General features: G+C 67.3%; 27 protein-coding genes. 8 read left to right on the top strand and 19 right to left on the bottom strand.

Features of this window, described 5'->3' with window-relative positions:
* Positions 1–157: 157 nt before the first annotated feature.
* The 3 genes from ACVOK1_RS15315 to rlmE form a co-directional block, all read right to left on the bottom strand.
* Complete coding sequence (locus ACVOK1_RS15315) at positions 158–346, bottom strand: hypothetical protein (RefSeq protein ID WP_108768472.1); 189 nt, start codon at positions 344–346, stop codon at positions 158–160.
* A 102-nt stretch (positions 347–448) separates the two neighbouring features.
* Positions 449–2,386, bottom strand: coding sequence for an ATP-dependent zinc metalloprotease FtsH (gene ftsH / locus ACVOK1_RS15310; RefSeq protein WP_481562556.1), 1,938 nt, complete (start codon positions 2,384–2,386; stop codon positions 449–451).
* A gap of 65 nt (positions 2,387–2,451) precedes the next feature.
* Positions 2,452–3,084, bottom strand: a complete 633-nt coding sequence (gene rlmE, locus ACVOK1_RS15305; protein WP_008265654.1) for a 23S rRNA (uridine(2552)-2'-O)-methyltransferase RlmE — start codon at positions 3,082–3,084, stop codon at positions 2,452–2,454.
* A 65-nt stretch (positions 3,085–3,149) separates the two neighbouring features.
* Between rlmE and yhbY the strand changes: the two genes are divergently transcribed.
* A complete protein-coding gene (gene yhbY / locus ACVOK1_RS15300) occupies positions 3,150–3,455 on the top strand; it encodes a ribosome assembly RNA-binding protein YhbY (protein ID WP_079221444.1) in 306 nt (101 codons plus the stop codon).
* A 13-nt stretch (positions 3,456–3,468) separates the two neighbouring features.
* On the top strand, positions 3,469–3,843 hold the full coding sequence (locus ACVOK1_RS15295) for an Mth938-like domain-containing protein (RefSeq protein WP_108768470.1): 375 nt from the start codon (positions 3,469–3,471) through the stop codon (positions 3,841–3,843).
* A gap of 195 nt (positions 3,844–4,038) precedes the next feature.
* On the opposite strand, the gene ACVOK1_RS15290 is transcribed toward ACVOK1_RS15295, so the two are convergent.
* Genes ACVOK1_RS15290 through surE form a run of 4 tightly spaced genes read right to left on the bottom strand, consistent with a single transcriptional unit; the run spans position 4,039 to position 6,914 of the window.
* The gene (locus tag ACVOK1_RS15290) at positions 4,039–4,830 is read right to left on the bottom strand and encodes a peptidoglycan DD-metalloendopeptidase family protein (RefSeq protein ID WP_108768469.1); all 792 of its coding nucleotides are present in this window, start codon (positions 4,828–4,830) and stop codon (positions 4,039–4,041) included.
* On the bottom strand, positions 4,827–5,441 hold the full coding sequence (locus ACVOK1_RS15285; protein WP_108768468.1) for a YqaA family protein: 615 nt from the start codon (positions 5,439–5,441) through the stop codon (positions 4,827–4,829). Before ACVOK1_RS15285 ends, ACVOK1_RS15290 begins: the two co-directional genes overlap by 4 nt.
* 19 nt (positions 5,442–5,460) lie before the next feature.
* Positions 5,461–6,138, bottom strand: a complete 678-nt coding sequence (locus tag ACVOK1_RS15280) for a protein-L-isoaspartate(D-aspartate) O-methyltransferase (protein WP_108768467.1) — start codon at positions 6,136–6,138, stop codon at positions 5,461–5,463.
* Positions 6,135–6,914, bottom strand: coding sequence for a 5'/3'-nucleotidase SurE (gene surE, locus ACVOK1_RS15275; RefSeq protein ID WP_108768466.1), 780 nt, complete (start codon positions 6,912–6,914; stop codon positions 6,135–6,137). The genes ACVOK1_RS15280 and surE overlap by 4 nt, the downstream gene beginning before the upstream one ends.
* A 209-nt stretch (positions 6,915–7,123) precedes the next feature.
* Between surE and ACVOK1_RS15270 the strand changes: the two genes are divergently transcribed.
* Positions 7,124–7,663 (top strand): Smr/MutS family protein, encoded by a 540-nt coding sequence (locus ACVOK1_RS15270; RefSeq protein ID WP_108768465.1) that lies wholly within the window; start codon positions 7,124–7,126, stop codon positions 7,661–7,663.
* Between the two features lie 170 nt (positions 7,664–7,833).
* On the opposite strand, the gene truD is transcribed toward ACVOK1_RS15270, so the two are convergent.
* From truD to ACVOK1_RS15220, 10 genes are all read right to left on the bottom strand, one after another.
* A complete protein-coding gene (gene truD / locus ACVOK1_RS15265) occupies positions 7,834–8,865 on the bottom strand; it encodes a tRNA pseudouridine(13) synthase TruD (protein WP_481562555.1) in 1,032 nt (343 codons plus the stop codon).
* A complete protein-coding gene (ispF, locus tag ACVOK1_RS15260; protein WP_313179694.1) occupies positions 8,862–9,359 on the bottom strand; it encodes a 2-C-methyl-D-erythritol 2,4-cyclodiphosphate synthase in 498 nt (165 codons plus the stop codon). The genes truD and ispF overlap by 4 nt, the downstream gene beginning before the upstream one ends.
* Positions 9,360–9,393: 34 nt before the next feature.
* Positions 9,394–10,092: a 2-C-methyl-D-erythritol 4-phosphate cytidylyltransferase gene (ispD, locus tag ACVOK1_RS15255; protein ID WP_164074790.1), complete on the bottom strand. Its 699-nt coding sequence runs from the start codon at positions 10,090–10,092 to the stop codon at positions 9,394–9,396.
* Positions 10,089–10,439: a cell division protein FtsB gene (gene ftsB / locus ACVOK1_RS15250; RefSeq protein WP_079221434.1), complete on the bottom strand. Its 351-nt coding sequence runs from the start codon at positions 10,437–10,439 to the stop codon at positions 10,089–10,091. The genes ispD and ftsB overlap by 4 nt, the downstream gene beginning before the upstream one ends.
* A gap of 4 nt (positions 10,440–10,443) precedes the next feature.
* Entirely contained in the window at positions 10,444–11,736 is a 1,293-nt protein-coding gene (gene eno, locus ACVOK1_RS15245) for a phosphopyruvate hydratase (RefSeq protein ID WP_406232042.1), read from the bottom strand.
* 58 nt (positions 11,737–11,794) lie between these two features.
* Complete coding sequence (locus tag ACVOK1_RS15240) at positions 11,795–12,187, bottom strand: hypothetical protein (RefSeq protein ID WP_481562554.1); 393 nt, start codon at positions 12,185–12,187, stop codon at positions 11,795–11,797.
* Positions 12,188–12,251: 64 nt separating this feature from the next.
* Positions 12,252–12,608 (bottom strand): hypothetical protein, encoded by a 357-nt coding sequence (locus ACVOK1_RS15235; RefSeq protein ID WP_481562553.1) that lies wholly within the window; start codon positions 12,606–12,608, stop codon positions 12,252–12,254.
* Complete coding sequence (gene kdsA, locus ACVOK1_RS15230) at positions 12,605–13,435, bottom strand: 3-deoxy-8-phosphooctulonate synthase (protein WP_079221430.1); 831 nt, start codon at positions 13,433–13,435, stop codon at positions 12,605–12,607. The genes ACVOK1_RS15235 and kdsA overlap by 4 nt, the downstream gene beginning before the upstream one ends.
* An 88-nt stretch (positions 13,436–13,523) precedes the next feature.
* Positions 13,524–15,188: a CTP synthase gene (locus tag ACVOK1_RS15225; RefSeq protein ID WP_079221429.1), complete on the bottom strand. Its 1,665-nt coding sequence runs from the start codon at positions 15,186–15,188 to the stop codon at positions 13,524–13,526.
* 398 nt (positions 15,189–15,586) lie between these two features.
* Entirely contained in the window at positions 15,587–15,823 is a 237-nt protein-coding gene (locus ACVOK1_RS15220) for a hypothetical protein (RefSeq protein WP_108768460.1), read from the bottom strand.
* 158 nt (positions 15,824–15,981) lie between these two features.
* On the opposite strand from ACVOK1_RS15220, the gene parE reads away from it, so the two are divergent.
* The 3 genes from parE (at position 15,982) to ACVOK1_RS15205 (ending at position 20,200) form a co-directional block, all read left to right on the top strand.
* Positions 15,982–17,871, top strand: coding sequence for a DNA topoisomerase IV subunit B (gene parE, locus ACVOK1_RS15215; protein ID WP_079221427.1), 1,890 nt, complete (start codon positions 15,982–15,984; stop codon positions 17,869–17,871).
* 144 nt (positions 17,872–18,015) lie between these two features.
* Entirely contained in the window at positions 18,016–18,594 is a 579-nt protein-coding gene (locus ACVOK1_RS15210) for a GNAT family N-acetyltransferase (protein ID WP_108768458.1), read from the top strand.
* Between the two features lie 109 nt (positions 18,595–18,703).
* Positions 18,704–20,200, top strand: a complete 1,497-nt coding sequence (locus ACVOK1_RS15205) for a S10 family peptidase (RefSeq protein WP_108768457.1) — start codon at positions 18,704–18,706, stop codon at positions 20,198–20,200.
* Between the two features lie 294 nt (positions 20,201–20,494).
* Here ACVOK1_RS15205 and ACVOK1_RS15200 read toward each other — a convergent pair whose 3' ends face one another.
* Complete coding sequence (locus ACVOK1_RS15200; protein WP_108768456.1) at positions 20,495–21,616, bottom strand: inorganic phosphate transporter; 1,122 nt, start codon at positions 21,614–21,616, stop codon at positions 20,495–20,497.
* A gap of 13 nt (positions 21,617–21,629) precedes the next feature.
* Positions 21,630–22,256: a DUF47 domain-containing protein gene (locus ACVOK1_RS15195; RefSeq protein ID WP_079221423.1), complete on the bottom strand. Its 627-nt coding sequence runs from the start codon at positions 22,254–22,256 to the stop codon at positions 21,630–21,632.
* Positions 22,257–22,548: 292 nt separating this feature from the next.
* On the opposite strand from ACVOK1_RS15195, the gene ACVOK1_RS15190 reads away from it, so the two are divergent.
* Together ACVOK1_RS15190 and ACVOK1_RS15185 are read left to right on the top strand one after the other, a co-directional pair.
* Entirely contained in the window at positions 22,549–23,853 is a 1,305-nt protein-coding gene (locus tag ACVOK1_RS15190; protein WP_079221422.1) for a hemolysin family protein, read from the top strand.
* Entirely contained in the window at positions 23,837–24,508 is a 672-nt protein-coding gene (locus ACVOK1_RS15185; protein WP_108768454.1) for an exopolysaccharide biosynthesis protein, read from the top strand. Before ACVOK1_RS15190 ends, ACVOK1_RS15185 begins: the two co-directional genes overlap by 17 nt.
* The last annotated feature ends 149 nt before the right edge of the window (positions 24,509–24,657 follow it).

The following is a 24,657-nucleotide window of genomic DNA, read 5'->3' as shown; positions in this document are numbered from 1 at the left end:
TGGCGCCATGGATGGCGCCATCGAGCCCCCATGGATGGGTTTACGGCGTGTCCTGCCCACCCACACCGCCCCGCCATCCCACGGAATGCAGGCTTCTGACGTTGACGTTGACGTTGCTTCTGCAGGTGCAGGGCGCAGCCCTGCCAAGAGAAAACCCTCAACGCTGCCGGCGGCGCTTCCGGTCCACGTACAGCGTCTTGATGATGCTCAGCAGGATGCCGACGGCGATGCCGACACCACAGCCCAGCAGCAGGTTGTCCACGCTCAGGCCCACGGCGACACCGACGATGGTCGCGATGACCATTTCAACGGTATGGGAGATCGGTTGCGGCGGGGGAACGGACATGCAGGCTCCAGCGTAAGGCGGTGAATTCAATCGGGCGTCTGGGCCCGGAAACAACGAGGCCGGGTTTCCCCGGCCTCGTCTGCGATCAGCAATGGCGGGCCGTCAGTGCGACTCGGCCGGGCCGGCGATCGGCGGCAGCGGACGGGCGTCGCCGCCCTTGTCGTTGCCACCACCGTCCTTGTTGGACTTGTTCCAGCCAGCCGGCGTCGGCGGATCGCGGCCTTCCATGATGGCGTCGATCTGCGGCGCGTCGATGGTCTCGTACTGCAGCAGCAGCTGCGACATCGCGTGCAGCTTGTCCAGGTTGGCGGTCATCAGCTCGGTGGTGCGTGCGTAGGCCTCGTCGAGGATGTTGCGCACTTCCTCGTCGATGCGGCGCGCGGTGTCGTTGGACACGCTCTTGTGCTGGGTGACCGAACGGCCCAGGAACACCTCGTCATCCTCTTCGCCATAGGCGATCGGGCCGAGCTGGTCCGAGAGACCCCACTTGGTGACCATGTTGCGGGCCATCTTGGTGGCACGCTCGATGTCGTTGGACGCACCGGTGGTGACCTTGTCGGCGCCGAAGATCAGCTCCTCGGCCACGCGGCCGCCGTACAGCGAGCACAGCTGCGACTTGATCGCCACGCGGTTCATCGAATACTTGTCGCCTTCCGGCAGGTACATGGTCACGCCCAGCGCACGACCGCGCGGAATGATCGTGACCTTGTAGACCGGATCATGCTCGGGCACCAGGCGGCCGACGATGGCGTGGCCTGCCTCGTGGTAGGCGGTCAGGGTCTTCTCTTCCTCGCTCATGGCCATCGAGCGGCGCTCGGCACCCATCAGGATCTTGTCGCGGGCACGGTCGAAGTGGTCCATGCGGACTTCCTTCTCGTTGCCACGCGCAGCGAACAGGGCAGCCTCGTTGCAGAGGTTGGCCAGGTCGGCGCCGGAGAAGCCCGGGGTACCACGCGCGATCACCATCGGCTCGACGTCGTCGGCCAGCGGCAGCTTGCGCATGTGCACCTTCAGGATGTGCTCGCGGCCCTTCACGTCCGGCAGGCCGACCACGACCTGGCGGTCGAAACGGCCCGGGCGCAGCAGCGCCGGGTCCAGCACGTCCGGACGGTTGGTCGCGGCGATGACGATCACGCCCTCACCACCCTCGAAGCCGTCCATTTCGACCAGCAGCTGGTTCAGGGTCTGCTCGCGCTCGTCATGACCGCCGCCCAGGCCGGCACCACGGTGGCGACCGACGGCGTCGATTTCGTCGATGAAGATGATGCACGGCGCGTGCTTCTTGGCCTGCTCGAACATGTCGCGGACGCGGCTGGCGCCGACGCCGACGAACATTTCCACGAAGTCCGAACCGGAGATCGAGAAGAACGGCACCTTGGCTTCGCCGGCGATGGCCTTGGCCAGCAGCGTCTTGCCGGTACCCGGCGGGCCCACCATCAGCACGCCGCGCGGGATCTTGCCGCCCAGCTTGGTGAACTTGGACGGGTCGCGCAGGAAGTCGACCAGTTCGCCCACTTCTTCCTTGGCCTCGTCGCAGCCGGCGACATCGGCGAAGGTGACCTTGATCTGGTCCTCGCCCTGCAGCTTGGCGCGTGACTTGCCGAAGGACATCGCGCCCTTGGCACCGCCGCCACCGCCCTGCATCTGGCGCATGATGAACAGCCAGAAGCCGATGATCAGGATGACCGGCAGGAAGTTCATCAGGATCGCCGCGAAGGAAATGCCGCTGGACGGCTCTTCCTGCACGATGTCCACGTTCTTGGTGCGCAGCACGTTGATCAGGTCGCGATCAGCCGGCGCGGCGATGGTGGCCGTCTGGCCGCCACGGGTGGTGTAGGTGAGCTGGTTGGTCAGGCCGCGCGAATCGCCACCGAAGGTGACCTTCTGCACGTTGCCGCTGTCCACCTGGTCCAGGAACTGCGAATACGTCGCGCCCTGCGCCCCGGCCCCGGAGGACTTGGGCGAGAAGCTCTGGAAGACCACCATCAGCACGACGGCGACGACCACCCATAGCAGGAGGTTCTTGGTCAAGTCGTTCATCCTCATTGGCTCCGGCGTTCCTCTTAGTGCGGGTCTTGCGTTGGGGTCGAGCGTACTCGGCGAGCTTACTTCATGTGGGCGCGTTTTCCCTGTCCCAAGGCATACACCTCGGGCGAGCGCTTGCGCGATGCTTCCGGCTTGCGGATGGAGACCTTGTCGTACCGGCGGCGCATCTCGCGCACGTAGTCGTCAAAGCCTTCGCCCTGGAACAGCTTGATCAGGAACGCCCCACCGGTCTTGAGGTGGTTGTCGGCGAAGTCCAGCGCAAGCTCGGCCAGGTGCATCATCCGCGGCTGGTCGACCGCACCCACACCACTCTTATTGGGGGCCATGTCCGACAGCACAAGGTCTACCGGCTGATCCCCGAGCATGGCTTCAAACTGCGATAGGACGGTTTCTTCCCTGAAGTCACCGTGAAGGAACTCCACGCCGGCCAGCGGCGGCATGTCCAGGATGTCCAGCGCGAGCACGCGGCCGGTGTCGCCAATCTGTCTCCGGACCTGCTGAGACCAGCCGCCCGGGGCCGCGCCGAGGTCGACGACCACCATGTGCGGCTTCAGCAGGCGGTCACGTTCGAGGAGCTCCTCGAGCTTGTAGGCCGCGCGCGAGCGCATGCCTTCGGCCTGCGCCTTCTTCACGAAGGGGTCGGAGAAGTGTTCCTTGAGCCAGCGCTGGCTGCTTTTGCTACGGGTGGCCATTGGAAATAGGGGCTGATGGGATCGTCATGATACCCTGATCGTCCCATTCAACCCCCTTTTCCTGCATGTCCATCGCACTGACCGCCTCCCAGACCCGTTTCCTGCGCGGCCACGCCCACGACCTCAAGGCCCTGCTGCAGACCGGCGGCAAGGGCATCACGCCGGCCTTCATCGCCGAGCTGAACGAAGTCCTGGAGCGCCACGAACTGGTCAAGGTGAAGGTTGCCGCCGAGGACCGCGACGCCCGTGACGCGATGATCGCCGAGATCGTCGAAGCCACCGAGGCGGCGCTGGTGCAGCGCATCGGCCACGTTGCCGTGCTGTACCGCCCGAGCAAGGAACAGCGCCAGATCGTGCTGCCGCGCGGCTGATCGCCCTGCCCCCATGCAGCTGAACCACGAACCGCCCGATTACGCCTACAGCCTGCGCGCTGCCGACGGCCGCTCGGCCAAGGTCAACGACCAGGTGCTGGGGCAGAGCTTCTTCCTGACCCCCGACCAGCTGGTCGCGCAGTGGCCGGTGCGCCAGGCCGCGGACCTGCAGCTGGCCGACATCGAAGCGATTCTTGCGCTGAATCCGGCGCTGATCGTCCTGGGCACCGGCGACCGCCAGGTGTTTCCGCCGGCCGCGGTGATGGCCGCCTGCCTGTCGCGTGGCATCGGCCTGGAAGTGATGAACAACCCGGCCGCCGCGCGCACGTTCAACATCCTTGCCGGCGAAGGCCGCAAGGTCGCCGCCGCCTTCATTCTGGAAGGTTGACGCAGGAGCCGCCGGGCGTGGCCCGGCGCTACCCGTATCTGCCGCGCTAGCGCGCAGGCAGATACTGCTGCGGGTCGACCGGCTTGCCGTTGTAGCGGGTGAGCCGTCGGCGTTTGCGGCCCATGGGCCGCGCCGTCGGCGAACGCCCGGCGTGCTACGCCGGGCCGGGGATCCGCCCAGAAAGCGAATCGACGATCAACGTGCCGGCAGGTATTGCTGCGGGTCGACCGGCTTACCGTTGTAGCGGATCTCGAAGTGCAGCATGTCGCGGTTCGCACCGGTGCGGCCCATCTCGGCGATCTGCTCGCCCGCCTTGACGTTCTGGCCTTCGTTGACCAGGCGCTTGCGGTTGTGGCCATAGGCCGACAGCCACTGGTCGCTGTGCTTGATGATGATCAGCTCACCGTAGCCGACCAGGCCGGCACCGGAATACACCACCACGCCGTTGGCGGTGGCGCGCACGGCGGCGCCGCTGGTGCCGGCGATGTCCACGCCCTGCTTGGTCGCGTCACCGGCCACGTAGCGGCCGACGATCGCGCCATCGGCCGGCCAGCGCCAGTCGATGTTGCTCTTCACCGGCCCTACCGGCGCCGTCGCCACCGGCGCAGGCGCCGGGGTGGTCGTGCCTGCGCTGCCGCGCGGCGGGGTCACCACCGTGGTCGGCGCGCGACCGCCGGTGGCACCGGCCGGGTACAGGCGGATGACCTGGCCCGGATAGATCTGCGACGGGTTGTCCAGGCGGTTCCAGGCGATCAGGTCGGCCGGAGTGATGTCATGGATGCGGGCCAGCGCATAGATCGTGTCGCCCTTGCGCACGACCACGGTCTGCCCGGGCTTGGGCACCGAGGCCTTCGGCGTGCTGACAGTGCTGCCACCGCTGCTGCCGCCGGGGCGGACGACGGTGGCGGTGCCACAGGCGGCCAGGGTGGATACCAGCAACGCCAGCGCGCCGACGCGCACTCCCTTGCTCAGACGATCTGCACTCATGCGAACTTCGACCTCCATACAAGCCAGGCAACCAGCCCCACCACCAGTACGGTGGCGATCCAGCCCAGCGGTTCAATCCAGCGACGCAGCGCCGCTTCGGCACGCGCACCGCCGATGCGGATGACCGCAGCCAGCACGTACACGCGCTTGCCGCGGCCGATCAACATGCTCAGCAGGTACTGTGGCATCGGCACGCCGACGATACCCGAAGCCCACGTGAAGACCTTCATCGGGATGGGCATGAAGCCGCCCAGCACCAGGAAGGTGAACACCGCCCACGGCGACTCGGCCATCTTGGCCTGCACCGTGGCGATGCCCTGCTCGATGGCCGGCAGCATGCCCAGCGCCTCGAACAGCGGCTTGATCGCTTCGAACGCGAAATGACCCAGCGCGTAGCCGACCACCGCGCCGACCATGGAGCCGGCAAGGCTGAGCGTGGCGAACCACCAGCCGCGCTTGGGCTGGGCCACGCACATCGGCGCCAGCATCACTTCCGGCATGACCGGGAAGATGATGGCTTCGAAGAAACTCAATACCGTCAGGTAGGTCGGCGCGCGTTCGTGCGCCGCCCACTTCATCGCCCGCTCGTACAGCGGCCCGAAAATCTTCATGCAACCCTGCTCCGTGGATTCAATCGAGCATGCCAGACAGCAGCGGCACGAACGTGACCGGTGCCAGCACGCGTTGTTCGATGCTGCCGTCTTCCCTGCGGTCCAGCTGCACCAGCGACTGCCCGCCCGGCCCACCGACCGGCGCCACCAGGCGCCCACCGACCGCCAGCTGCTCGACCAGGGCATCGACCAGGGCCGGTGCCGCGGCAGTGACCACCACCGCATCGAAGGGACCGTGTTCGGCCCAGCCGACCCGGCCGTCGTCATGCTTGGTGCGGATGTTCATGCCCAGCGCGCGGAAGCGCTTGCGCGCCTGGCGCAGCAGATCGCCGATGCGCTCGACGGTGTAGACCTCCAGGCCCACGGCGCCGAGCACGGCGGCCTGGTAGCCCGAACCGGTGCCCACTTCCAGCACCTTCTTCGGCGCGACCTGCAGCACCGCTTCGGTCATCCGCGCCACCACCCACGGCTGCGAGATGGTCTGGCCATGGCCGATCGGCAGCGCGGTGTCTTCGTAGGCGCGCGAGGCCAGCGCCTCGTCGATGAACAGATGGCGCGGCACCACCCGGATCGCGTTCAGCGTGGACTCGTCGACGATGCCGGCTTCGCGCAGGCGGTCGACCAGGCGGTCGCGCACGCGCTGCGAAGTCATGCCGATGCCGACGGCTTCCGGTTGCAGGCGCAGGCGCGGGCTCATGCCGGCTGGTCCAGCGCGGCGCTGAGGCCGCCGACCCAGCTGGCCACCTTCTCCAGTGCCTGGTAGCGGGTCAGGTCGACCTGGATGGGGGTGATCGAGATATGGCCAGTGCGCACCGCATGGAAGTCGGTACCGGGGCCGGAATCCTGCTCGCGGCCGGCCGGGCCGATCCAGTACACCTCGTTGCCACGAGGATCCTTCTGCGCGATGCAGCCTTCGGCGCGATGGCGGTTGCCCAGGCGGGTCACTTCGAAGCCCTTGACCTCATTCCACGGCAGGTCGGGCACGTTGACGTTGAGGATGGTGTCGGCCGGCAGCGGATCGGCCTTCAGCCGGGCGACGATCTCCACCGCGGCACGCGCGGCGGTCTCGAAGTGCTTCGGGTCGTGGTTGCGGGTGACCAGCGACACGGCCACCGCCGGCAGGCCGAGGAAGCGACCTTCCATCGCCGCCGAGACGGTGCCCGAATAGATGACGTCATCGCCAAGGTTGGCGGCGTTGTTGATGCCGGAAACGACAATGTCAGGTTCGAATTCGAGCAGGCCGGTCAGCGCCAAGTGCACGCAGTCGGTCGGGGTACCGGCCACCGAGACGGTGTAGTGGTCGATGCGCTTGAGCCGGATCGGCAGGTCCAGCGTCAACGAATTGCTGGCACCGGAACGATCGCGGTCGGGTGCGACCACCGTCACTTCATGGCCGGCCTCGCGCAGCACGGCGGCAAGCATCCGGATGCCTGCGGCGTCGACGCCATCATCGTTACTGACCAGGATGCGCATCTTCGATTTAACCGCTTGATTTTCCAAGAATTCGATTCCGTCACCTTGTCGCGTGGGCGGGACCGGCCGCGCCCCTCTCGGGAACCGGCGATCGCGCAAGTGCGTCGGGTATTGTGCCGCAAGCGGGCCGCCGGTCCTACCCTGCCAGTGGTGATGCGCGTCATCGAATCGACATAGGCAGACCCGCGCGGGCGGTTTACCCTGTGCGCATGTCGCACCCTGAAGATGAAGATCCGGCCGCCCTGTTCCGCTCGGCCATCGGCGAAGTGAAGCCGCTGCGCAAGGAGGTCGAGCCGGCACCGTCCGCGCCGAAACCGAAGCCACGCGCACGCATGGCCGAACGCGACGAAGCCGAGGCCGCGGGCGAGTTCGCCCGCCTGCTGCGCGACAGCAGCCCGCTGGAAGCCGGCGACACCGCCAGCTACCGCCGCGACAACCTGCCGCCGCGGATGTTCCAGCGCCTGAAGCGCGGCCAGTATTCGGTACAGGACGAGCTGGACCTGCACGGCGCCACCGCCGCGCAGGCCGAAACGCTGCTGCGCCAGTTCCTGCTGGAAGCGCACGCGCACGAGTACGGCTGCGTGCGCATCATCCACGGCAAGGGCCTGCAGTCCGATGGCGGCGCGCCGGTGTTGAAGAACCTGGTCGACCGCCTGCTGCGGCTGCGCAACGACGTGCTCGCGTTCCACTCGGCACCGACCGGCCAGGGTGGCACCGGCGCAGTGCTGGTGCTGCTGGCACGGCGCTGATCGCCTCATCCACGCATGGCGTGGATCTACGACCCGGCGGCCCTCATCCACGCATGGCGTGGATCTACGATTCCTCGCGGCGTCCCTCATCCACGCATGGCGTGGATCTACGATTCCTCGCGGCGTCCCTCATCCACGCATGGCGTGGATACCCCCACCCCACCCGCCCGTCAGGCCTGCGAGGCGTCTTCGACGGGGCCGAGCTCGTGCAGCACGGCCGTGGCGTAGCAGCCCGGCGGCAGGGCGAACGACAGCTCCAGTACGTCCGCGGCCAGCCACTGATGCTGCAGCAGCGCCGGACGCAGGCGCAGCGCGCGGCGCTCCTGTTTGAGGCGCGCGCCCTCCAGGCCGGTACGCAGGGCCTGCGATTCCTCATCGTCCAGCGCGGCCAGTTCCAGCGCGCGGGCGGTGTCGGTGCTGCGCAGCTCGCCCTCGCCCCACAGCGGCGCGCTGGGGTGGATGTCGAAGCGGGCCAGGCGCTCGGCCAGCACATCGGTGTACGGCTCTGGGCCGAACACGCTGCGGCTGCCGTCGAGCATCCACACCTCGCCGTCCAGCGGCTGGTCCCAGCTGCCCTGCTCCACGCGCGCGGCCAGCACGCGATTGAACAGCGCCGAGCGGGCAGCCGACAGCAGCAGCGAACGCTGGTCCTGGCGCATGCGCCGGCCACCGAACATCGCCAGCGCGGCCGGCACGTTGCCACCGTCGCGACCGAAACGCTGTTCGCCGAACCAGTTCGGCAGGCCGCGCGTGGCGATCTGCTGCAGGCGCTCATCGATGGCCGCGGCATCGCCCTGCACGTCGCGCAGCACCAGCTTGAAGCGATTGCCGGCCAGCGCACCGCGCTGAAGCTTGCGGTTGTGCCAGATGGCCTCGATCACTTCGATCTCGTCGCTGGCCAGCGTGGCCAGGTCCGGGGCGATGCGCTTGGGCAGGTGCACGCTGAAACGCTGGGTGGTGACCGCGTTGCGGTCCTTCATGCCGGCGTAGCTGACGCCCATTTCCGGCAGGCCGGCCCACTTCGCCAGCACCTTGGCCACGTGCACCGTGTTGGCGCCGCGCTTGCGGATGTGCAGCAGCAGGTGCTCGCCCTCACCGGTGGCTTCGAAGGCCGGCAGTTCGTCGACCTGGAAATCCTCCGGCGTGGTGCGGATGCGCGCGTTCAGCAGCGGCGCGCCAAAGGCCAGCGGCAACGGAATCATGCCGCCACCAGCAGGACCACGGCCTGCGCGGCGATGCCCTCGCCACGGCCGGTGAAGCCGAGCTTCTCCGAGGTGGTGGCCTTGATGCTGACCGCGTCCAGCGGCAGCTGCAGCAGGCCGCCGATGCGTTCACGCATGGCCAGCGCATGCGGGCCGACCTTGGGCCGCTCGCAGATGACGGTGATGTCGGTGTTGCCGACGCGCCAGCCGCGTTCGCGCAGCAGGCTGTCGCAATGGCGGACGAAATCACTGCTGTCGGCGCCCTTCCAGCGGTCGTCGCTGGGCGGGAAGTGCTGGCCGATGTCGCCCAGCGCGATGGCGCCGAGCATGGCATCGCACAGCGCGTGCAGGATGACGTCGCCATCGCTGTGGGCCAGCACGCCGCAGCTGTGTGCCACGCGGATGCCGCCGAGCATGATGTGGTCGCCTTCACCGAAGGCATGGACGTCGTAGCCCTGGCCGATGCGGACGGGCGGGAACGGAGCGGTGCTCATGGATGCAACCCTTGCAGCAGGGCCGCGCGGGCGATCAGCCGGCGCGGCGGGAAAGTACGAATTCGAAACGGTCGAGGTCGGCCGGCGTGGTGACCTTGAAATTGTCCTCGCTGCCTTCCACCAGCAGCGGACGCTGGCCCTGGCGCTCCATGGCCATGGCATCGTCGGTGACGTCGACACCGCTGGCGGCCGCAGCGGCCAGCGCGCGGATGAGCTGGTGGCGACGGAACAGCTGCGGGGTCAGCGCGCGCCACAGGCGCTCGCGCGGTTCGGTGCCATCGATGCCACCATCGTCGCCGGCACGCTTGAGGGTATCGCGCACGGGTGCGGCAAGGATCGCGCCGACCGGATCGGCACGCCCCACTTCCAGCAGGCGACCGAGGTCAGCCAGCGACAGGTTGGGCCGCGCGGCATCGTGCACCAGCACGAACTCGTCGGCACGCACACTGTCCGGCAGGGCCTGCAGACCGGCCAGCACCGAGGCGGCGCGGGTCGCACCACCGATGCAGGTCAGCACCGGCTTGCCGGACCACTCGGTCCAGCCCGGCCAATCCGCATCGTCCTCGCCGATGACCACCATCGCCCCGGCCACCGCCGGGTGCGCCAGCAGCGCATCCAGGGTGTGGGCGAGCAGGATCTGCCCGCCCGCCTGCAGGTACTGCTTGGGCAGCGGCGCGCCGAAACGGGTGCCGCGCCCGGCAGCCGGGACGACCGCCCAGATGGCCGCGCTCACGGCACGTCCGCCGGGTGGTCGCCGACCTGCGCCGCGACCGGTGCAGCCTGCGCCGGACGGACCGGCGCATCCTCCACCACGCGGTAGAACTTCTCGCCGGGCTTGATCATGCCCAGCTCGCTGCGCGCGCGTTCTTCGATGGCGGCCTGGCCTTCCTTGAGGTCCTTCACTTCAGCAGCCAGCGCGTCGTTGCGCTGCTGCAGACCTTCATTGTCCCGCTCCTGGTTGGCGACCTGGGCTTCGAGCATCATCACTTCACCCGAATTGCCCGGGCCGAACCAGAAACGGTACTGCAGCCATGCCAGCAGCAGGGCCAGCAGCAACAGCAGCCAGCGCCAGTCGCGCATGGGCTCAGCGCTTCAGCGACACGAACGCGTCACGACCGGCGTAACGCGCGCTGGCGCCGAGGGCTTCCTCGATGCGCAGCAGCTGGTTGTACTTGGCCACGCGATCGCTGCGGCACAGCGAACCGGTCTTGATCTGGGTGGCGGTGGTGGCCACCGAGATGTCGGCGATGGTGGTGTCTTCGGTTTCGCCCGAACGGTGCGAGACCACGGCGGCGTAGCCGGCACGGTCGGCCATGGCGATCGCTTCCAGGGTTTCGCTCAGGGTGCCGATCTGGTTGACCTTGATCAGGATCGCGTTGGCGGTGCCCGAGTCGATGCCTTCCTGGAAGATCTTCGGGTTGGTGACGAACAGATCGTCGCCCACCAGCTGCACCTTCTTGCCGATGCGGTCGGTCAGCAGCTTCCAGCCGGCCCAGTCGTTCTCGGCCAGGCCGTCTTCGATGGTGATGATCGGGTACTGCGCGGCCCAGTCGGCGAGGAAGTCGACGAACTGCTCGGAGGTCAGGCGCTTGTTCTCGCCCACCAGGTTGTACTTGCCGTTCTCGAAGAATTCGCTGGAGGCCACGTCCAGGCCCAGCAGCACGTCTTCACCGGCGGTGTAGCCAGCCTTGCCGATGGCTTCGAGGATGGTGTCCAGCGCTTCGACGTTGCTGCGGAAGTCCGGCGCGAAGCCGCCTTCGTCGCCCACGGCGGTGCTCAGGCCGTGGCTCTTCAGCACGGACTTCAGCGAATGGAAGATTTCGGTGCCGGCGCGCAGGGCTTCTGAGAACGAGGTGAAGCCCACCGGCAGCACCATGAATTCCTGGAAGTCGACGTTGTTGTCGGCGTGGGCGCCGCCATTGATGATGTTCATCATCGGCACCGGCAGCGACGGGGTCGCACCGGTCTTGGCGGCCAGATACTGCCACAGGGCCTGCTTGCTGGAAGCGGCGGCGGCATGTGCGGCGGCCATCGACACGGCCAGCAGCGCGTTGGCGCCCAGGCGGCCCTTGTTCTCGGTGCCGTCCAGATCGATCAGGCGACGATCCAGGCCGGCCTGGTCGACGGCTTCGAAGCCCTTCAGTGCATTGGCGATGGCGCCGTTGACGTTCTCGACGGCCTTGCGCACGCCCTTGCCCAGGTAACGGGTCTTGTCGCCGTCACGCAGCTCGACCGCTTCCTTGGTGCCGGTCGAGGCGCCGGAGGGAACCGCGGCGCGACCGAACGAACCGTCCTCCAGGATGACTTCGGCTTCCAGCGTGGGGTTGCCACGGCTGTCGAGGATTTCACGGGCGTGGATGCTGCGGATCGTACTCATGAGCGGACCGGTTACCTGTCTGGAGGAGGGAATGCGACAAATGTGAAATGCCGCGTGATTATCCCCGGCTGCCCGCCGCTTGCCAAATGGTGTCGTTGGCCACGACCGGATCGGCCCCCTGCACCAGCAGCGGCACCGCGATCAGCAGGCCGAGCAGCGCCAGCAGCAACGCCGCCACCGCAGCCATGCCACGGCCACGCTGCGTGCGCCAGGCCAGTACCGAGGCCACGCCGCTGCCGAGCGCGGACAGCGCCAGCACGGCCATCGCCAGCATCAGGATCCACTGCTTCGAGGCCAGCGCGTGGTTGCCGTCGCCCGGCATGCCGATCGCAGACAGGAAAACCATGAGCCCTGCCCCCAGGGCGGCCCAGGCGAGCACGGCAAGACCCAGCGCGCAGGCGCCCCAGGGCCAGGGTCGGCGCGGCACGCGCGCGGAAGAGGTCAGGCTCATCGGGAGCACGCTCGTCATCTGAATGGGTACCGCATGAATGGGCGCAGGGGCCACGGACGAAACATCACAGCTGGGCAAGCAGCGTCCACGCCAGCAGGATGGAAGGCACGACCAGCAGCACCGCGGCCAGCGCAGCGCCGACGCGCGCGCGTTGCAGCCGCCAGCCCAGCACGGTGCTTGCGGTACTGGCCACATACATCACGACGGCCGCGCAGAAGGCAACCTTGAGCATCACGGCCTGCCAGTGCGGGGCCGCACCATCGCCAGGCATGCGCATGCCGGCAGCGCCCAGCAGCACGGCGTAGCCGAATGCCGCCCAGGTGAGCAGGTCCAGCGCCAGCGCCACCCAGCCCCACGGCCAGCTGCGCCAATGCCGCCGGCGACGCTGGGCTTCCAGCGCCGCCCACGGGTCAAGACTCACGCGAAGCGCGAGAAACCGTGCTTCTTGGTCACCGCGTCGAGCTCCATCAGGGTCTCGAGCAGGGCTTCCATCTGGTCCAGCGGCCACGCGTTGGGGCCATCGGACAGCGCCTTGGACGGATCCGGATGGGTCTCGGCAAACAGGCCGGAGATGCCCACTGCCACCGCCGCGCGTGCCAGCACCGGCACGTGTTCGCGCTGGCCACCGGAACTGGTGCCCTGCCCGCCCGGCAGCTGCACCGAATGGGTGGCATCGAACACCACCGGGCAGCCGGTATCACGCATCACCGCCAGCGAACGCATGTCGCTGACCAGGTTGTTGTAGCCGAAGCTGGCGCCACGCTCGCAGACCATGATCTGCTCGTTGCCGGTGGACTTGGCCTTCTCGACGACCGGCTTCATGTCCCACGGCGCCAGGAACTGGCCCTTCTTGATGTTGACCGGCTTGCCGGCCGCGCACACCTTGCGGATGAAATCGGTCTGGCGGACCAGGAACGCCGGGGTCTGCAGCACGTCCACCACCGAGGCCACTTCGTCCATCGGGGTGTATTCGTGCACGTCGGTCAGCACCGGCACGCCGATCTGCTTCTTCACTTCGGCCAGCACCTTCAGGCCTTCTTCCATGCCCGGGCCACGGAAGGCGGTGCCCGAGGTACGGTTGGCCTTGTCGAAGCTCGACTTGAAGATGAAGTTGACGCCGAGGCGATCGGTGATCTCCTTCAGCTTGCCGGCGGTATCGAGCTGCAGCTGCATCGACTCGATCACGCAGGGGCCGGCGATCAGGAACAGGGGCTGGTCCAGCCCGACCTCGAATCCACACAGTTTCATGGCGTTTCCTTGTTGTCCGCTACGCCGGCAGAACCGGCGTGCTGGGGTTGAAGCATGCAGGATGGGGGCCGAAGCCCCCCTTCACAAGTCAGGCGCGGGCTTCGGCCAGCAGTGCGCCGCCGGCCTTGCGCTCACGCGCGGCACGGATGAAACCGATGAACAGCGGGTGGCCATCGCGCGGCGTGGACAGGAACTCCGGATGCGCCTGGCAGGCCAGGAACCACGGGTGCGCGTCACGCGGCAGCTCGACCACTTCCACCAGGGTGTCGTCCATCGACTTGCCCGAGATCACCAGGCCGGCATCTTCCAGCTGGGTGCGGTAGCGGTTGTTGAACTCGTAGCGGTGGCGGTGGCGCTCGGAGACCACGTCCTTGCCATACAGCTCACGGGCCAGGGTGCCCGGCTTCAGGCGCTGCTCCTGCAGGCCCAGGCGCATGGTGCCGCCGAGGTCGCTCTTGTCGTCGCGCTTCTCGACGTCGCCGGTGGCGGTGCGCCATTCGGTGATCAGGCCGATCACCGGGTCCGGCGACTGGCGGTCGTTCTCGGTGCTGTTGGCGTTTTCCAGGCCCAGCACGTGGCGCGCGTAATCGACCACGGCCGCCTGCATGCCGTAGCAGATGCCGAAGTACGGCACGCTGTTCTGGCGGGCGAACTGCGAGGTCAGCACCTTGCCTTCGAAACCACGGTCACCGAAGCCGCCCGGCACCAGGATGCCGTCCACATCAGCCAGCGCGGCCATGTCGGTGCCTTCCAGGTCCTGCGCTTCCAGCCACTTCAGGTTGACCTTGGTGCGCTGACGCAGGCCGCCGTGCTTGAGGGCTTCGCCGACCGACTTGTAGGCGTCCTGGTGGTCGACGTACTTGCCGACCACGGCGATGGTCACTTCGTCCAGCGGGTGCAGGGTCGCATCGACCGCGTCCTCCCACATCGACAGGTCGACCGGGCCGACCTTGTCGGCCAGCTTCAGCTGGTTGACCACGATCTCGTCCAGGCCCTGCGCGTGCAGGCCCGACGGAATGCGGTACAGCACGTCGACGTCCGGCACGCTGATGACGGCGCGCTCGGAAACGTTGGTGAACTGGGCGATCTTGCGGCGCTCCGAATCCGGCACGGCCTGCTCGGAACGGCACAGCAGCACGTCCGGCTGGATGCCGATCGAGCGCAGCTCCTTCACCGAGTGCTGGGTCGGCTTGGTCTTCAGCTCACCGGCGGCGCCGATGTACGGCACCAGGGTGAGGTGCATGAACAGCGCCTTTTCCGGGCCGCGCTCGGTGCGCACCTGGCGGATCGCTTCCAGGAACGGCAGCGATTCGATGTCACCCACGGTACCGCCGATCTCGACCAGGGCCACGTCGTAGCCTTCGGTGGCCTCGTCGATGCAGCGGCGGATTTCATCGGTGATGTGCGGGATGACCTGCACGGTGGCGCCCAGGTAGTCGCCGCGGCGCTCCTTGCGGATGACGTTCTCGTAGATGCGGCCGGTGGTGACCGAGTTCTTGCGGCTCAGGCGGGTACGCACGAAGCGCTCGTAGTGGCCCAGGTCGAGATCGGTCTCGGCGCCGTCGTCGGTGACGTAAACCTCACCGTGCTGGAACGGGCTCATGGTGCCCGGGTCGACGTTGATGTACGGGTCGAGCTTCATCATCGTGACCTTCAGGCCACGCGCTTCGAGGATGGCGGCCAGTGACGCAGCGGCAATACCTTTGCCGAGCGAGGACACCACGCCGCCGGTTACGAAAATCAAGGGAGTCATGGCTGCAAGCATCCTGTCTGGAAATGGAAAACGGCAGCGCCACGCCTGCCCGAGGGGCGGGCGTGGAGCAGAAAGGGGGTTTTCCGGTTCGCTGGGGCAGCGAGGGAGGTGCGGGACCGGTCGGCGGCAGGCGCCGGACGGGGACCATCGTGCGAGGTCGGGGCGGCCGTGCCGGTCAATTCGACCGTCACCTGCGACCCGCATTGCTGGAGGCCACGCATGGCCGGTCCAGCCCATTCGCAAATGGTGGACACGCACTACTCCCGGAAAGCCATAGTTTACAGATAGATGGCCGCCAACCCAAGGGGCAGATGGCGTCACTACTAAAAGAAAACGCCCCGCACTGCGGGGCGTTCGGGGGCAAGAGCCTTGCGGCAGAAGCCTCGGCGGCGGGCGCCTTACTTCTTCTTCCGCGCCTCTTCCTCTTCTTCCTGCTGCGGGACCGGCTGGCCCTTGGCCTTCATTTCGGCATTGGCCTGGGCGCGGCGCTTGGCCTTGGCATCCGCCTCGGACTGCGCGGCCTTATCCGCCTGGTCACCCTGCTGCGGGGCCGACGGGCCTGCGTTCTGCGCCATCACCAGCGGCACTGCAACGGCGGCAGCGGCCAGGATCGCAATGGTCAGCAACTTCTTCATGGAGTCCTCCTCGCGTATGGCTTGGACATGGGGGCGCCGGCGTTCAGATTCCAGCGGCTGTCATTTTACCCCCTCCCCGGCGCCGAGGCTGAACCGCAGGCGTGCAAAATTCCCGTCCACGCCGCACACTTGCGCGTCGCTCCGCGCTTTGAAGATAGATGAACGCACGCTATAACGCCGCCGATATTGAAGTCCTGTCCGGCCTTGACCCGGTCAAGCGCCGTCCTGGCATGTACACCGACACCGCGCGCCCGAACCACCTGGCGCAGGAAGTGATCGATAACTCGGTGGACGAGGCCCTCGCCGGCCACGCCCGCTCGATCGAGATCACCCTGTACAAGGACGGCAGCGTGGAGGTCAGCGATGACGGCCGCGGCATGCCGGTGGACATCCATCCGGAAGAAAAGATCCCGGGCGTCGAGCTGATCCTGACCCGCCTGCACGCGGGCGGCAAGTTCAACAACAACAACTACACCTTCTCCGGCGGCCTGCACGGCGTGGGCGTCAGCGTGGTCAACGCGCTGTCCACCCTGGTCGAAATCCACATCAAGCGCGACGGTGCCGAGCATCGCATCACCTTCCGCGATGGCGACCGCGCCTCGCCGCTGGAAGTGGTCGGCACGGTCGGCAAGAAGAACACCGGTACCCGCCTGCGCTTCTGGCCGGACCCGAAGTACTTCGATACGCCCAAGTTCGCCGTGCGTGCGCTCAAGCACCTGCTGCGCGCCAAGGCCGTGCTGTGCCCGGGCCTGACCGTGAAGCTGACCGACGAAGCCACCGGCGAAGTCGACACCTGGTACTACGAAGACGGCCTGCGCGACTACCTGAAGATGGAGCTGGGCGACCGCGAGTCGCTGCCGGCCGATCTGTTCGTCGGCAACCTGAAGAAGGACACGGAGATCGTTGACTGGGCCGTGGCCTGGCTGCCGGAAGGCGAGCTGGTGCAGGAAAGCTACGTCAACCTGATTCCCACCGCCCAGCACGGCACCCACGCCAACGGCCTGCGTACCGGCCTGACCGAAGCGCTGCGCGAGTTCTGCGACTTCCGCAACCTGCTGCCGCGCGGCGTCAAGCTGGCCCCGGAAGACGTGTGGGACCGCGTGTCGTTCGTACTGTCGCTGAAGATGACCGACCCGCAGTTCAGCGGCCAGACCAAGGAACGCCTGTCCTCGCGCCAGGCCGCCGGTTTCGTCGAAGGCGCCGCCCACGATGCCTTCAGCCTGCTGTTGAACCAGAACGTGGAGCTGGGCGAGAAGATCGCGCAGATCGCCATCGAGCGCGCCAGTGCGCGCCTGAAGACCGAGAAGCTGGTCGTCCGCAAGAAGGTCACCCAGGGCCCGGCCCTGCCCGGCAAGCTGGCCGACTGCATCAGCCAGGACCTGTCGCGCACCGAACTGTTCCTGGTGGAAGGTGACTCGGCAGGCGGCAGCGCCAAGCAGGCCCGCGACAAGGACTTCCAGGCGATCCTGCCGCTGCGCGGCAAGATCCTCAACACCTGGGAAGTGTCGTCCAACAGCGTGCTGGCCTCGGAAGAAGTGCACAACCTGGCCGTGGCCATCGGCTGCGACCCGGGCAAGGAAGACATCGCCGGCCTGCGTTACGGCAAGGTCGTCATCCTCGCCGACGCCGACTCGGATGGCCTGCACATCGCCACCCTGCTGACCGCGCTGTTCCTCAAGCACTTCCCGGCGCTGGTCGATGCCGGCCATGTGTTCGTGGCGATGCCGCCGCTGTTCCGCGTCGACGTGGGCAAGCAGGTCTTCTACGCCCTGGACGAGGAAGAAAAGCGCTCGATCCTGGACAAGATCGAACGCGAGAAGATCAAGGGCGCGGTCAACGTCACCCGCTTCAAGGGCCTGGGCGAAATGAACCCGCCGCAGCTGCGCGAATCGACCATCCACCCCGATACGCGCCGCCTGGTGCAGCTGACGGTGGATGATGGCGAACAGACCCGTTCGCTGATGGACATGCTGCTGGCCAAGAAGCGTGCATCTGATCGCAAGGGCTGGCTGGAGAGCAAGGGCGACCTGGCTTCGCTGGAAGCCTGATCTCCGCGCGGGGTCGGATCCCTTTCCGCAGGAAAGGGCTCTGACCCCGATGTTGGTCGTGCCGGGTTACCGGGGTCAGAGCCGTTTTCCCGCGGAAAACGGATCCGACCCCAGGCTGCCCCCTCATCTGCGTGGACCCTCGTATTGGCCAGCCACTCGCTGCTGTTCCCGGGATTGCCGCTGCACAGCGCGCGCCTGGTCCTGAGCCCGATCCGCCGCGATGATGCGGCCGCCCTGTTCGCCCTGCAGTCCGACCCGGACGTGATGCGCTTCTGGAACCATCCGGCGTGGACGCGGCCGACCGAGGCCCGCGCGCAGATCGACGACGACCTCGCCGCGCACACCACCGGCACCCAGCTCAAGCTGGCGGTGCGCGAATCACTGGACGGCCCGCTGCTGGGCATCTGCGTGGTGTTCGCCCTGGACCGCGACGCAGCCCGCGCCGAGATCGGCTACCTGCTGGCCCCGGGCAAGCAGGGCCAGGGCTACATGCACGAGGCGCTGCAGCAGGTGGTTACCTATCTGTTCGACACCCTGGGCCTGCACCGGGTTGAAGCGGAGATCGACCCGCGCAACCGCCCGTCCGCGCACGTGCTCGACCGCCTCGGCTTCCACCTGGAAGGCGTGCTGCGCCAGCGCTGGCGCATCCAGGGGGAGCTGTCCGATTCGGCGGTGTACGGCCTGCTGGCCGACGACGGCGACCGCAGCGTCCTTCCCGCTTGACCGAATCTGGCTGCAACCGGCGATCCGCCGCGGCCATGCCTTTGGACACATCCGGCACGCGCGGCAGCGGCCTAGCATCAGGACCCTCTTCCGCTACCGTCCTGGTGCCATGAAGTCCCTGCTGCACATCGCCACGCTCTGCGTCGGCCTGCTCGTTGCCCCCGCCTGCGTCGTCACTGCGTCGGCCGCCGAATCCAAGCCCGATGCCAAGGAGGAGAAGACCGAGGCGCCCGCGTTGCCGGCCGATGCCTCCGTCCGCCAGAGCATCCGCCTGGCCGGCCGCACCCTCGACTACACCGCCACCGTCGGCACCTTGCCGGTGCGCGATGACAAGGGCAAGGTGATCGCCGATGTGGTGTTCACCGCCTACACCATGCCCGGCAAGGACCGGCCGGTGACCTTCGCGCTCAACGGCGGCCCGGGCGCATCGTCGGTCTACCTCAACATGGGCGCGATCGGGCCCAAGGTGGTCACCTTCGGTTCCGAAGGCGACAGCGCCTCGGCACCGGCCACCCTGCACGACAACCCGGGCACCTGGCTGGACTTCACCGACCTGGTGTTCATCGACCCGGTCGGCACCGGCTTCAGCCGCGCACGCATCGGCGATGACGAGGCGAAGAAGCAGCTGTACAACCCCAGCGCCGACATCGAGTACCTGTCGCGCTCGATCTACGACTGGCTGCTGCGCAACCAGCGCATGGGCGCGCGCAAGTACCTGACCGGCGAAAGCTACGGCGGCTACCGCGGCCCGCGCATCACCCACTACCTGCAGACGCGCCTGGGCGTGGCGATGAACGGCCTGGTGCTGGTGTCGCCGTACCTGAGCCCGACCCTGGAAGACAACGCCGACGTCTCGCCGATGGCGTGGATGCAGACGCTGCCGTCGATCGCGGCGGCGCACCTGGAGCGCCAGGGCAAGCTGACCGATGCGGCGATGCGCGAAGTGGTCGAATACACCCGTGGCGACTACGCCACCGCGCTGATGAAGGGCCGCAGCGATCCGCAGGCGACCGAGGCGATGCTGCGCCGGGTGACCGAGCTGACCGGGCTTGACCCGCAGTTCGTGCGCCGCGCCGGTGGCCGCCTGGAAACCCAGGCCTACCTGCGCGAGGTGTTCCGCGACAAGGGCACGCTGGGCAGCCGCTACGATTCCAACGTGACCGCGTTCGATCCGTTCCCGAACGATCCGGAACAGCGTGCCAATGATCCGCTGCTGGACAGCATCATCGCGCCGACGACCACGGCGATGGTCGACTTCGTCACCCGCGTGGTCGGCTGGAAGGTCGATGCGCGCTACCAGGCGCTGAACTACGACGTGAACCGGCTGTGGGACCGCGGTGGCGAGCTGCGCCAGGGAGCGGTCACCCAGCTGCGCCAGGCGGTGGCGATCGACCCGCACCTGCAGGTGCTGATCGTGCATGGCTGGAACGACCTGTCGTGCCCGTTCATGGGCTCGATCCTGACGGTGGACCAGATGCCGACGATGGGCAGCAACCCGGATCGGGTGCAGGTGCGCAGCTATCCGGGTGGGCATATGTTCTACAGCCGGGCGGACAGCCAGGCGGCGTTCCGGAATGACGTGAAGGCGCTGTTCCAGCGCAACTGATGGGTGGTGGTGGTGGCCGGGTCTGCGGCCCGGCACCCGCTGGATCAACTGCAACTGCAACTGCAACTGCAAACGCAACTGCAGAAGCCGGGATTCCGTGGGATGGCGGGGCGGGTCCGGTCGGGGGGGACGCCGTAAACCCATCCATGGGGGCTTGGTCGCGGCATCCATGCCGCTCACACCCCCGCAACCGGACCCACCCCGCCTTCGACAGTTTCCCGCGAGCTGTCGGAACGGCGAGGGGTCGGATCCCTTTCCCGCAGGAAAAGGGCTCTGACCCCAAGGCCGCTGGCCTCAGGTCCAGCCGAACAGCTCGAACAGCTTCAGGATCAGGTACGCGCAGCCGCCGGCGGCGGGGATGGTCAGGATCCAGGCCCAGACGATGCGCTCGATCACGCCGAACCTCAGTGAACGCGGGTTCTTGGCGAAGCCCACGCCCATGATGGCGGTGGAGATGCTGTGGGTGGTCGAGACCGGCATGCCGAAGTGGGCGGCCAGGGTCAGGATCGTGGCCGAACTGGTCTCCGCGGCGAAGCCGTGGATCGGGTGCAGCTTGACCATCTTGTGGCCCAGGGTCTTGATGATCTTCCAGCCGCCCGAGGCGGTACCGGCAGCCATCACCACCGCGCAGGTCAGCACGATCCACATCGCGATGCCGTCACCGGCGTGCGCGTCCGGGTGCATGAAGGCCAGCCACGACGGCAGGTCGTTCAACGCGCCGGTGGCTTCGGCACCGATCAGGGTCATGGCGATGATGCCCATGGTCTTCTGCGCGTCGTTGTGGCCGTGGGCGAAGCCCATATAGGCCGCCGAAGCGATCTGCGCCTTGCCGAAGAAGGCATTGACGATGCGCGGGCGCGCCAGGCGGCCGATGGCGCCGCCGATCTTGGCCAGACCGGCGATGATCGCCCACAGCAGCACCATCACCACGATGCCGAGCAGGAAGCCGGCAATCGGCGAGGTGATCATCGGCACGAACACCTTCCACAGCAGGCCCTTGTTCTGCGCCCAGCTGCCCAGGCGCTCGGACCAGATCAGCGCGTCCCAGTTGTTGTGGGCCGCGGCCAGGCCGGCGCCACACAGGCCACCGATCAGGGCGTGCGAGGAGGAGGACGGCAGGCCCTTCCACCAGGTGATCAGGTTCCAGATGATGCCGCCCAGCAGCGCGCAGAGGATCACCTGCGGGGTGACATCCACGACGTTGGTGTTGAGCAGGCCCGAGGCGATGGTAAGTGCGACTGCGGTGCCGGTCAGCGCGCCGAGCAGGTTCATGCCCGCCGCCAGCATCACCGCCCAGCCGGGCGAAAGCACTTTGGTCGCCACCACGGTGGCAATGGAATTGGCAGTGTCGTGGAAGCCGTTGATGAACTCGAAGACGAGCGCGGCCAGGATCACCACCAGGACAAGGGTCAACATGCGGCGGCGTCCGTCAGCTGTTCTTCAAGACGATCTGGTACGCCACGACGCCCGCCTCGCGGCAGCGGTCGATGGCCTTTTCCAGGATCTCGAAGAATTCCTTCAGCAGGAACATCTGCAGGTTGTCGAGGCGGCCCGAGTAGATGTCGCGGTACAGCTCGAGCATCAGGCGGTCGGCCTCGTTCTCCAGCGAGCGCAGCTTCTCGTTCAGCGCGGTCATGCGGTCCAGGTTCATGTGGCGCAGGTCGGCCACCATCTCCACCACCACGCCGGCCGCCTGTTCCAGCATCGCCGCGCGCGGCGCGAAGTCGATGTGTTCCAGGTGGGTCGTGGCCAGCGAATAGCGATCGGCGAACTTCTCGATCTGCTTCGGAATCTTGTACAGGGCCGAACCCAGCGCCTCGATGTCCTCGCGCTCGATCGGGGTCATGAAGCTGTCCACCAGCGCCTGGCTGATCTTGTCCGAGGCCGCGCGCTCGCGCAGGCGGGCCAGCTTGAAGGCGTCCAGCGCCGGCTGGCGGTCGGCCTCGCGCAGCATCGAATGCAGTGCCTTGGCGGCGTCGTTGGCCGCGACGGCGGCCTCATCAAGCAGGGTGTAGAACTGTTTGCCGGAACCGAAAATGGTCTGCAGAGAGAACATTGAGAAACCTGTCAGCCGTCGCGGGAAGGACGGCACCAGGACGAATTATGACGGCTAGATGACCATTCCGGGTATCCCCGCCCCCCAAGAGGGGGTGGAAACCCCCAACCTGAACAGGTAGTTGCCACCCTGCCATGGGCCTTTGCTAAGATGCCAGCGCGCCCCCGGGCGCACCTTATGGACGACGACCCTTACCCCCCTGCGCCGCGCCGGACCCCGTTCCTGAGCGCCTGCCGCCACTGCAAGCACCCGCCCTCCCTGCCACCAACCGGGGACGACGCCCGTGTTTGAAATGATCCTGATTGTTTTCGCGCTTGTTCTTCTGAACGGCTTCTTTGCCATGTCCGAGATGTCGGTCATGACCTCGCGCAAGAGCCGCCTGAAGCAGATGGCGGCCACCTCCAAGCGCGCAGCCAAGGCGCTGGAGCTCTCCGAGAAGCCTGAAAGCTTCCTGTCCACCGTCCAGATCGGCATTACCGTCATCGGCGTCCTGACCGGCTATCTGGGCGGTGAGGCACTGGGCGAAGCCTTCGGCGGCTGGATCGAGGGGCTGATGCCCGGCTTTGCCTATGCCGGCAAGATCGGCACGGTGCTGGCCGTCAGCCTGATCACCTTCATCACCCTGATCTTCGGCGAGCTGGTGCCCAAGCGCCTGGCTCTGACCCGGTCCGAGGCCATCGCCGGCCTGGTGGCCATGCCGATGAGCTGGCTGGCCAAGCTGGCCCTGCCCTTCGTCTGGCTGCTGTCCAAGACCACCCAGCTGATGCTGAAGGTGATGGGCCTGGGCCAGGACGAGGCTGCCCAGGTGACCGAAGAAGAGATCCGCATGCTGGTGGCCGAGAGCCACGAGGCCGGCGTGATCGACACCCACGAGCGCGACATGATGAACCGTGTCATGCGCCTGGGCGACCGCACCGCCGACAGCCTGATGACCCCGCGCAACCGCATCGCTTGGCTCGACACCCAGGCCGGGCTGGAGCGCAACCTCGAAATCATGGCCGAGCACGAGTTCTCGCGGTACCCGGTGCTGCGCGACAACGACATGGACGTGGTCGGCATCCTGGAACTGAAGTCGCTGGCCACGCGCATGGCGCGCGGTGACAACGCGCTGTTCCAGACCCTGCGCGAGCCGCTGTACGTTTCCGAATCGACCCACGCGATGAAGCTGCTGGAGATCTTCCGCGAGGAACAGCAGTCGATGGCGCTGGTGGTGGACGAGTACGGCGAGATCCAGGGCCTGGTGACCATCAGCGACCTGATGGGCGCGGTGGTCGGCCGCCTGCAGGCAGTGGAAAACGCCGACGAAGACGCGCTGGTGGTGACCCGCGAGGACGGCTCGCTGCTGGTGGATGGTTCGCTGCCGATCGAGGACCTGCGCGAACTGATCGGCAGCAACGAGCTACCCGACGCCGAGGACGGCGACTACTACACGCTGGCCGGCATGTGCATCCATTACTTCGGCCGCATCCCGCATGCGGGCGAATACTTCGACTGGGCCGGCTGGCGGTTCGAGGTGGTCGACCTGGACGGCGCGCGCGTGGACAAGCTGCTGCTGCGCACCCTGTCCGACGAGCAGGCCGATGAGCTCACCGCCTGAGTCCAACCAGGCGCCGCACGACGGATCGGGCGAGGAGCGCCCGGTCTACCGCAACGAGGGCATCCGCACCCTGCTGGCGATGTTCGCTTCGGGCGACCCGGCCGAGCACATGCCGCTCGGGCAGATCCTGAAGGACCTGCAGCAGAGCGCTTTCGGCGTGTTCCTGTTCGTCGCCATCCTGCCCTCCTTCATCCCGATCCCGGGCATGGGCGGCGCGGTCAGCGGGCCGCTGGTGGTGTTGATTGGGCTGCAGATGCTGTTCTGCCGGCGCAAGCCGTGGCTGCCGGGTTTCATTGCCCGCCGCGGGCCAAAGCGCGGCACCATGCACAGCTTCCTGGACCGCATCGACCGTCCGCTGCGGCGGTTGGACCGGATGCTGTCGCCGCGCATGCCGCAGCTGCTGATCCCGCTGCCGGCGCATGCGTTCACCGGCCTGCTGCTGGTGCTGCTGGGCGTGCTGCTGTCGCTGCCGATCCCGTTCACCAACTTCCTGTTCGGCTTCCAGCTGTTGTTGTTCGCACTGGCGCTGCTGGAGCGCGATGGCGCGTTGATGCTGTTCAACTGGGTTGCCGGGCTGGTGGCGATCGCCTTCTTCGGTTTCAGTTCCGGGCAGCTGGTGGGGTATACGGTGGAGCTGTTCCAGCGCTGGTTTTGAGTACCGGCATCCATTTCAACGCGCTGGTAGAGTCGGGGGGGGGGGGGCGGCGCCCGGGCCCGGCCCCCGCCCGGCCAAACCACACACGAAGGCATTAAAAAAAAACCCAAGGGGGGGTGGGAGCGGCGGCCCCCCCCCCCACGGCCCCC

This window comes from Stenotrophomonas sp. STEN087 (assembly GCF_056759115.1).
This window is presented reverse-complemented; position numbering and strand designations above follow the sequence as displayed.

Excerpts from the sequence above, each read along its gene's own strand:
- ACVOK1_RS15185 (WP_108768454.1), top strand. The coding sequence starts at position 23,837 with ATGAGCTCACCGCCTGAGTCCAACCAGGCGCCGCACGACGGATCGGGC.
- ACVOK1_RS15240 (WP_481562554.1), bottom strand. The coding sequence starts at position 12,187 with ATGAGCCTGACCTCTTCCGCGCGCGTGCCGCGCCGACCCTGGCCCTGG.
- rlmE (WP_008265654.1), bottom strand. The coding sequence starts at position 3,084 with ATGGCCACCCGTAGCAAAAGCAGCCAGCGCTGGCTCAAGGAACACTTC.
- ACVOK1_RS15295 (WP_108768470.1), top strand. The coding sequence starts at position 3,469 with ATGCAGCTGAACCACGAACCGCCCGATTACGCCTACAGCCTGCGCGCT.
- surE (WP_108768466.1), bottom strand. The coding sequence starts at position 6,914 with ATGCGCATCCTGGTCAGTAACGATGATGGCGTCGACGCCGCAGGCATC.
- ACVOK1_RS15270 (WP_108768465.1), top strand. The coding sequence starts at position 7,124 with ATGTCGCACCCTGAAGATGAAGATCCGGCCGCCCTGTTCCGCTCGGCC.
- ACVOK1_RS15205 (WP_108768457.1), top strand. The coding sequence starts at position 18,704 with ATGAAGTCCCTGCTGCACATCGCCACGCTCTGCGTCGGCCTGCTCGTT.
- parE (WP_079221427.1), top strand. The coding sequence starts at position 15,982 with ATGAACGCACGCTATAACGCCGCCGATATTGAAGTCCTGTCCGGCCTT.
- ACVOK1_RS15190 (WP_079221422.1), top strand. The coding sequence starts at position 22,549 with ATGATCCTGATTGTTTTCGCGCTTGTTCTTCTGAACGGCTTCTTTGCC.
- truD (WP_481562555.1), bottom strand. The coding sequence starts at position 8,865 with ATGATTCCGTTGCCGCTGGCCTTTGGCGCGCCGCTGCTGAACGCGCGC.
- kdsA (WP_079221430.1), bottom strand. The coding sequence starts at position 13,435 with ATGAAACTGTGTGGATTCGAGGTCGGGCTGGACCAGCCCCTGTTCCTG.
- ACVOK1_RS15200 (WP_108768456.1), bottom strand. The coding sequence starts at position 21,616 with ATGTTGACCCTTGTCCTGGTGGTGATCCTGGCCGCGCTCGTCTTCGAG.
- ftsH (WP_481562556.1), bottom strand. The coding sequence starts at position 2,386 with ATGAACGACTTGACCAAGAACCTCCTGCTATGGGTGGTCGTCGCCGTC.
- ACVOK1_RS15225 (WP_079221429.1), bottom strand. The coding sequence starts at position 15,188 with ATGACTCCCTTGATTTTCGTAACCGGCGGCGTGGTGTCCTCGCTCGGC.
- ACVOK1_RS15285 (WP_108768468.1), bottom strand. The coding sequence starts at position 5,441 with ATGAAGATTTTCGGGCCGCTGTACGAGCGGGCGATGAAGTGGGCGGCG.
- ispF (WP_313179694.1), bottom strand. The coding sequence starts at position 9,359 with ATGAGCACCGCTCCGTTCCCGCCCGTCCGCATCGGCCAGGGCTACGAC.
- ACVOK1_RS15290 (WP_108768469.1), bottom strand. The coding sequence starts at position 4,830 with ATGAGTGCAGATCGTCTGAGCAAGGGAGTGCGCGTCGGCGCGCTGGCG.
- ACVOK1_RS15315 (WP_108768472.1), bottom strand. The coding sequence starts at position 346 with ATGTCCGTTCCCCCGCCGCAACCGATCTCCCATACCGTTGAAATGGTC.
- yhbY (WP_079221444.1), top strand. The coding sequence starts at position 3,150 with ATGTCCATCGCACTGACCGCCTCCCAGACCCGTTTCCTGCGCGGCCAC.
- ftsB (WP_079221434.1), bottom strand. The coding sequence starts at position 10,439 with ATGCGCGACTGGCGCTGGCTGCTGTTGCTGCTGGCCCTGCTGCTGGCA.
- ACVOK1_RS15220 (WP_108768460.1), bottom strand. The coding sequence starts at position 15,823 with ATGAAGAAGTTGCTGACCATTGCGATCCTGGCCGCTGCCGCCGTTGCA.
- ACVOK1_RS15280 (WP_108768467.1), bottom strand. The coding sequence starts at position 6,138 with ATGAGCCCGCGCCTGCGCCTGCAACCGGAAGCCGTCGGCATCGGCATG.
- ACVOK1_RS15195 (WP_079221423.1), bottom strand. The coding sequence starts at position 22,256 with ATGTTCTCTCTGCAGACCATTTTCGGTTCCGGCAAACAGTTCTACACC.
- eno (WP_406232042.1), bottom strand. The coding sequence starts at position 11,736 with ATGAGTACGATCCGCAGCATCCACGCCCGTGAAATCCTCGACAGCCGT.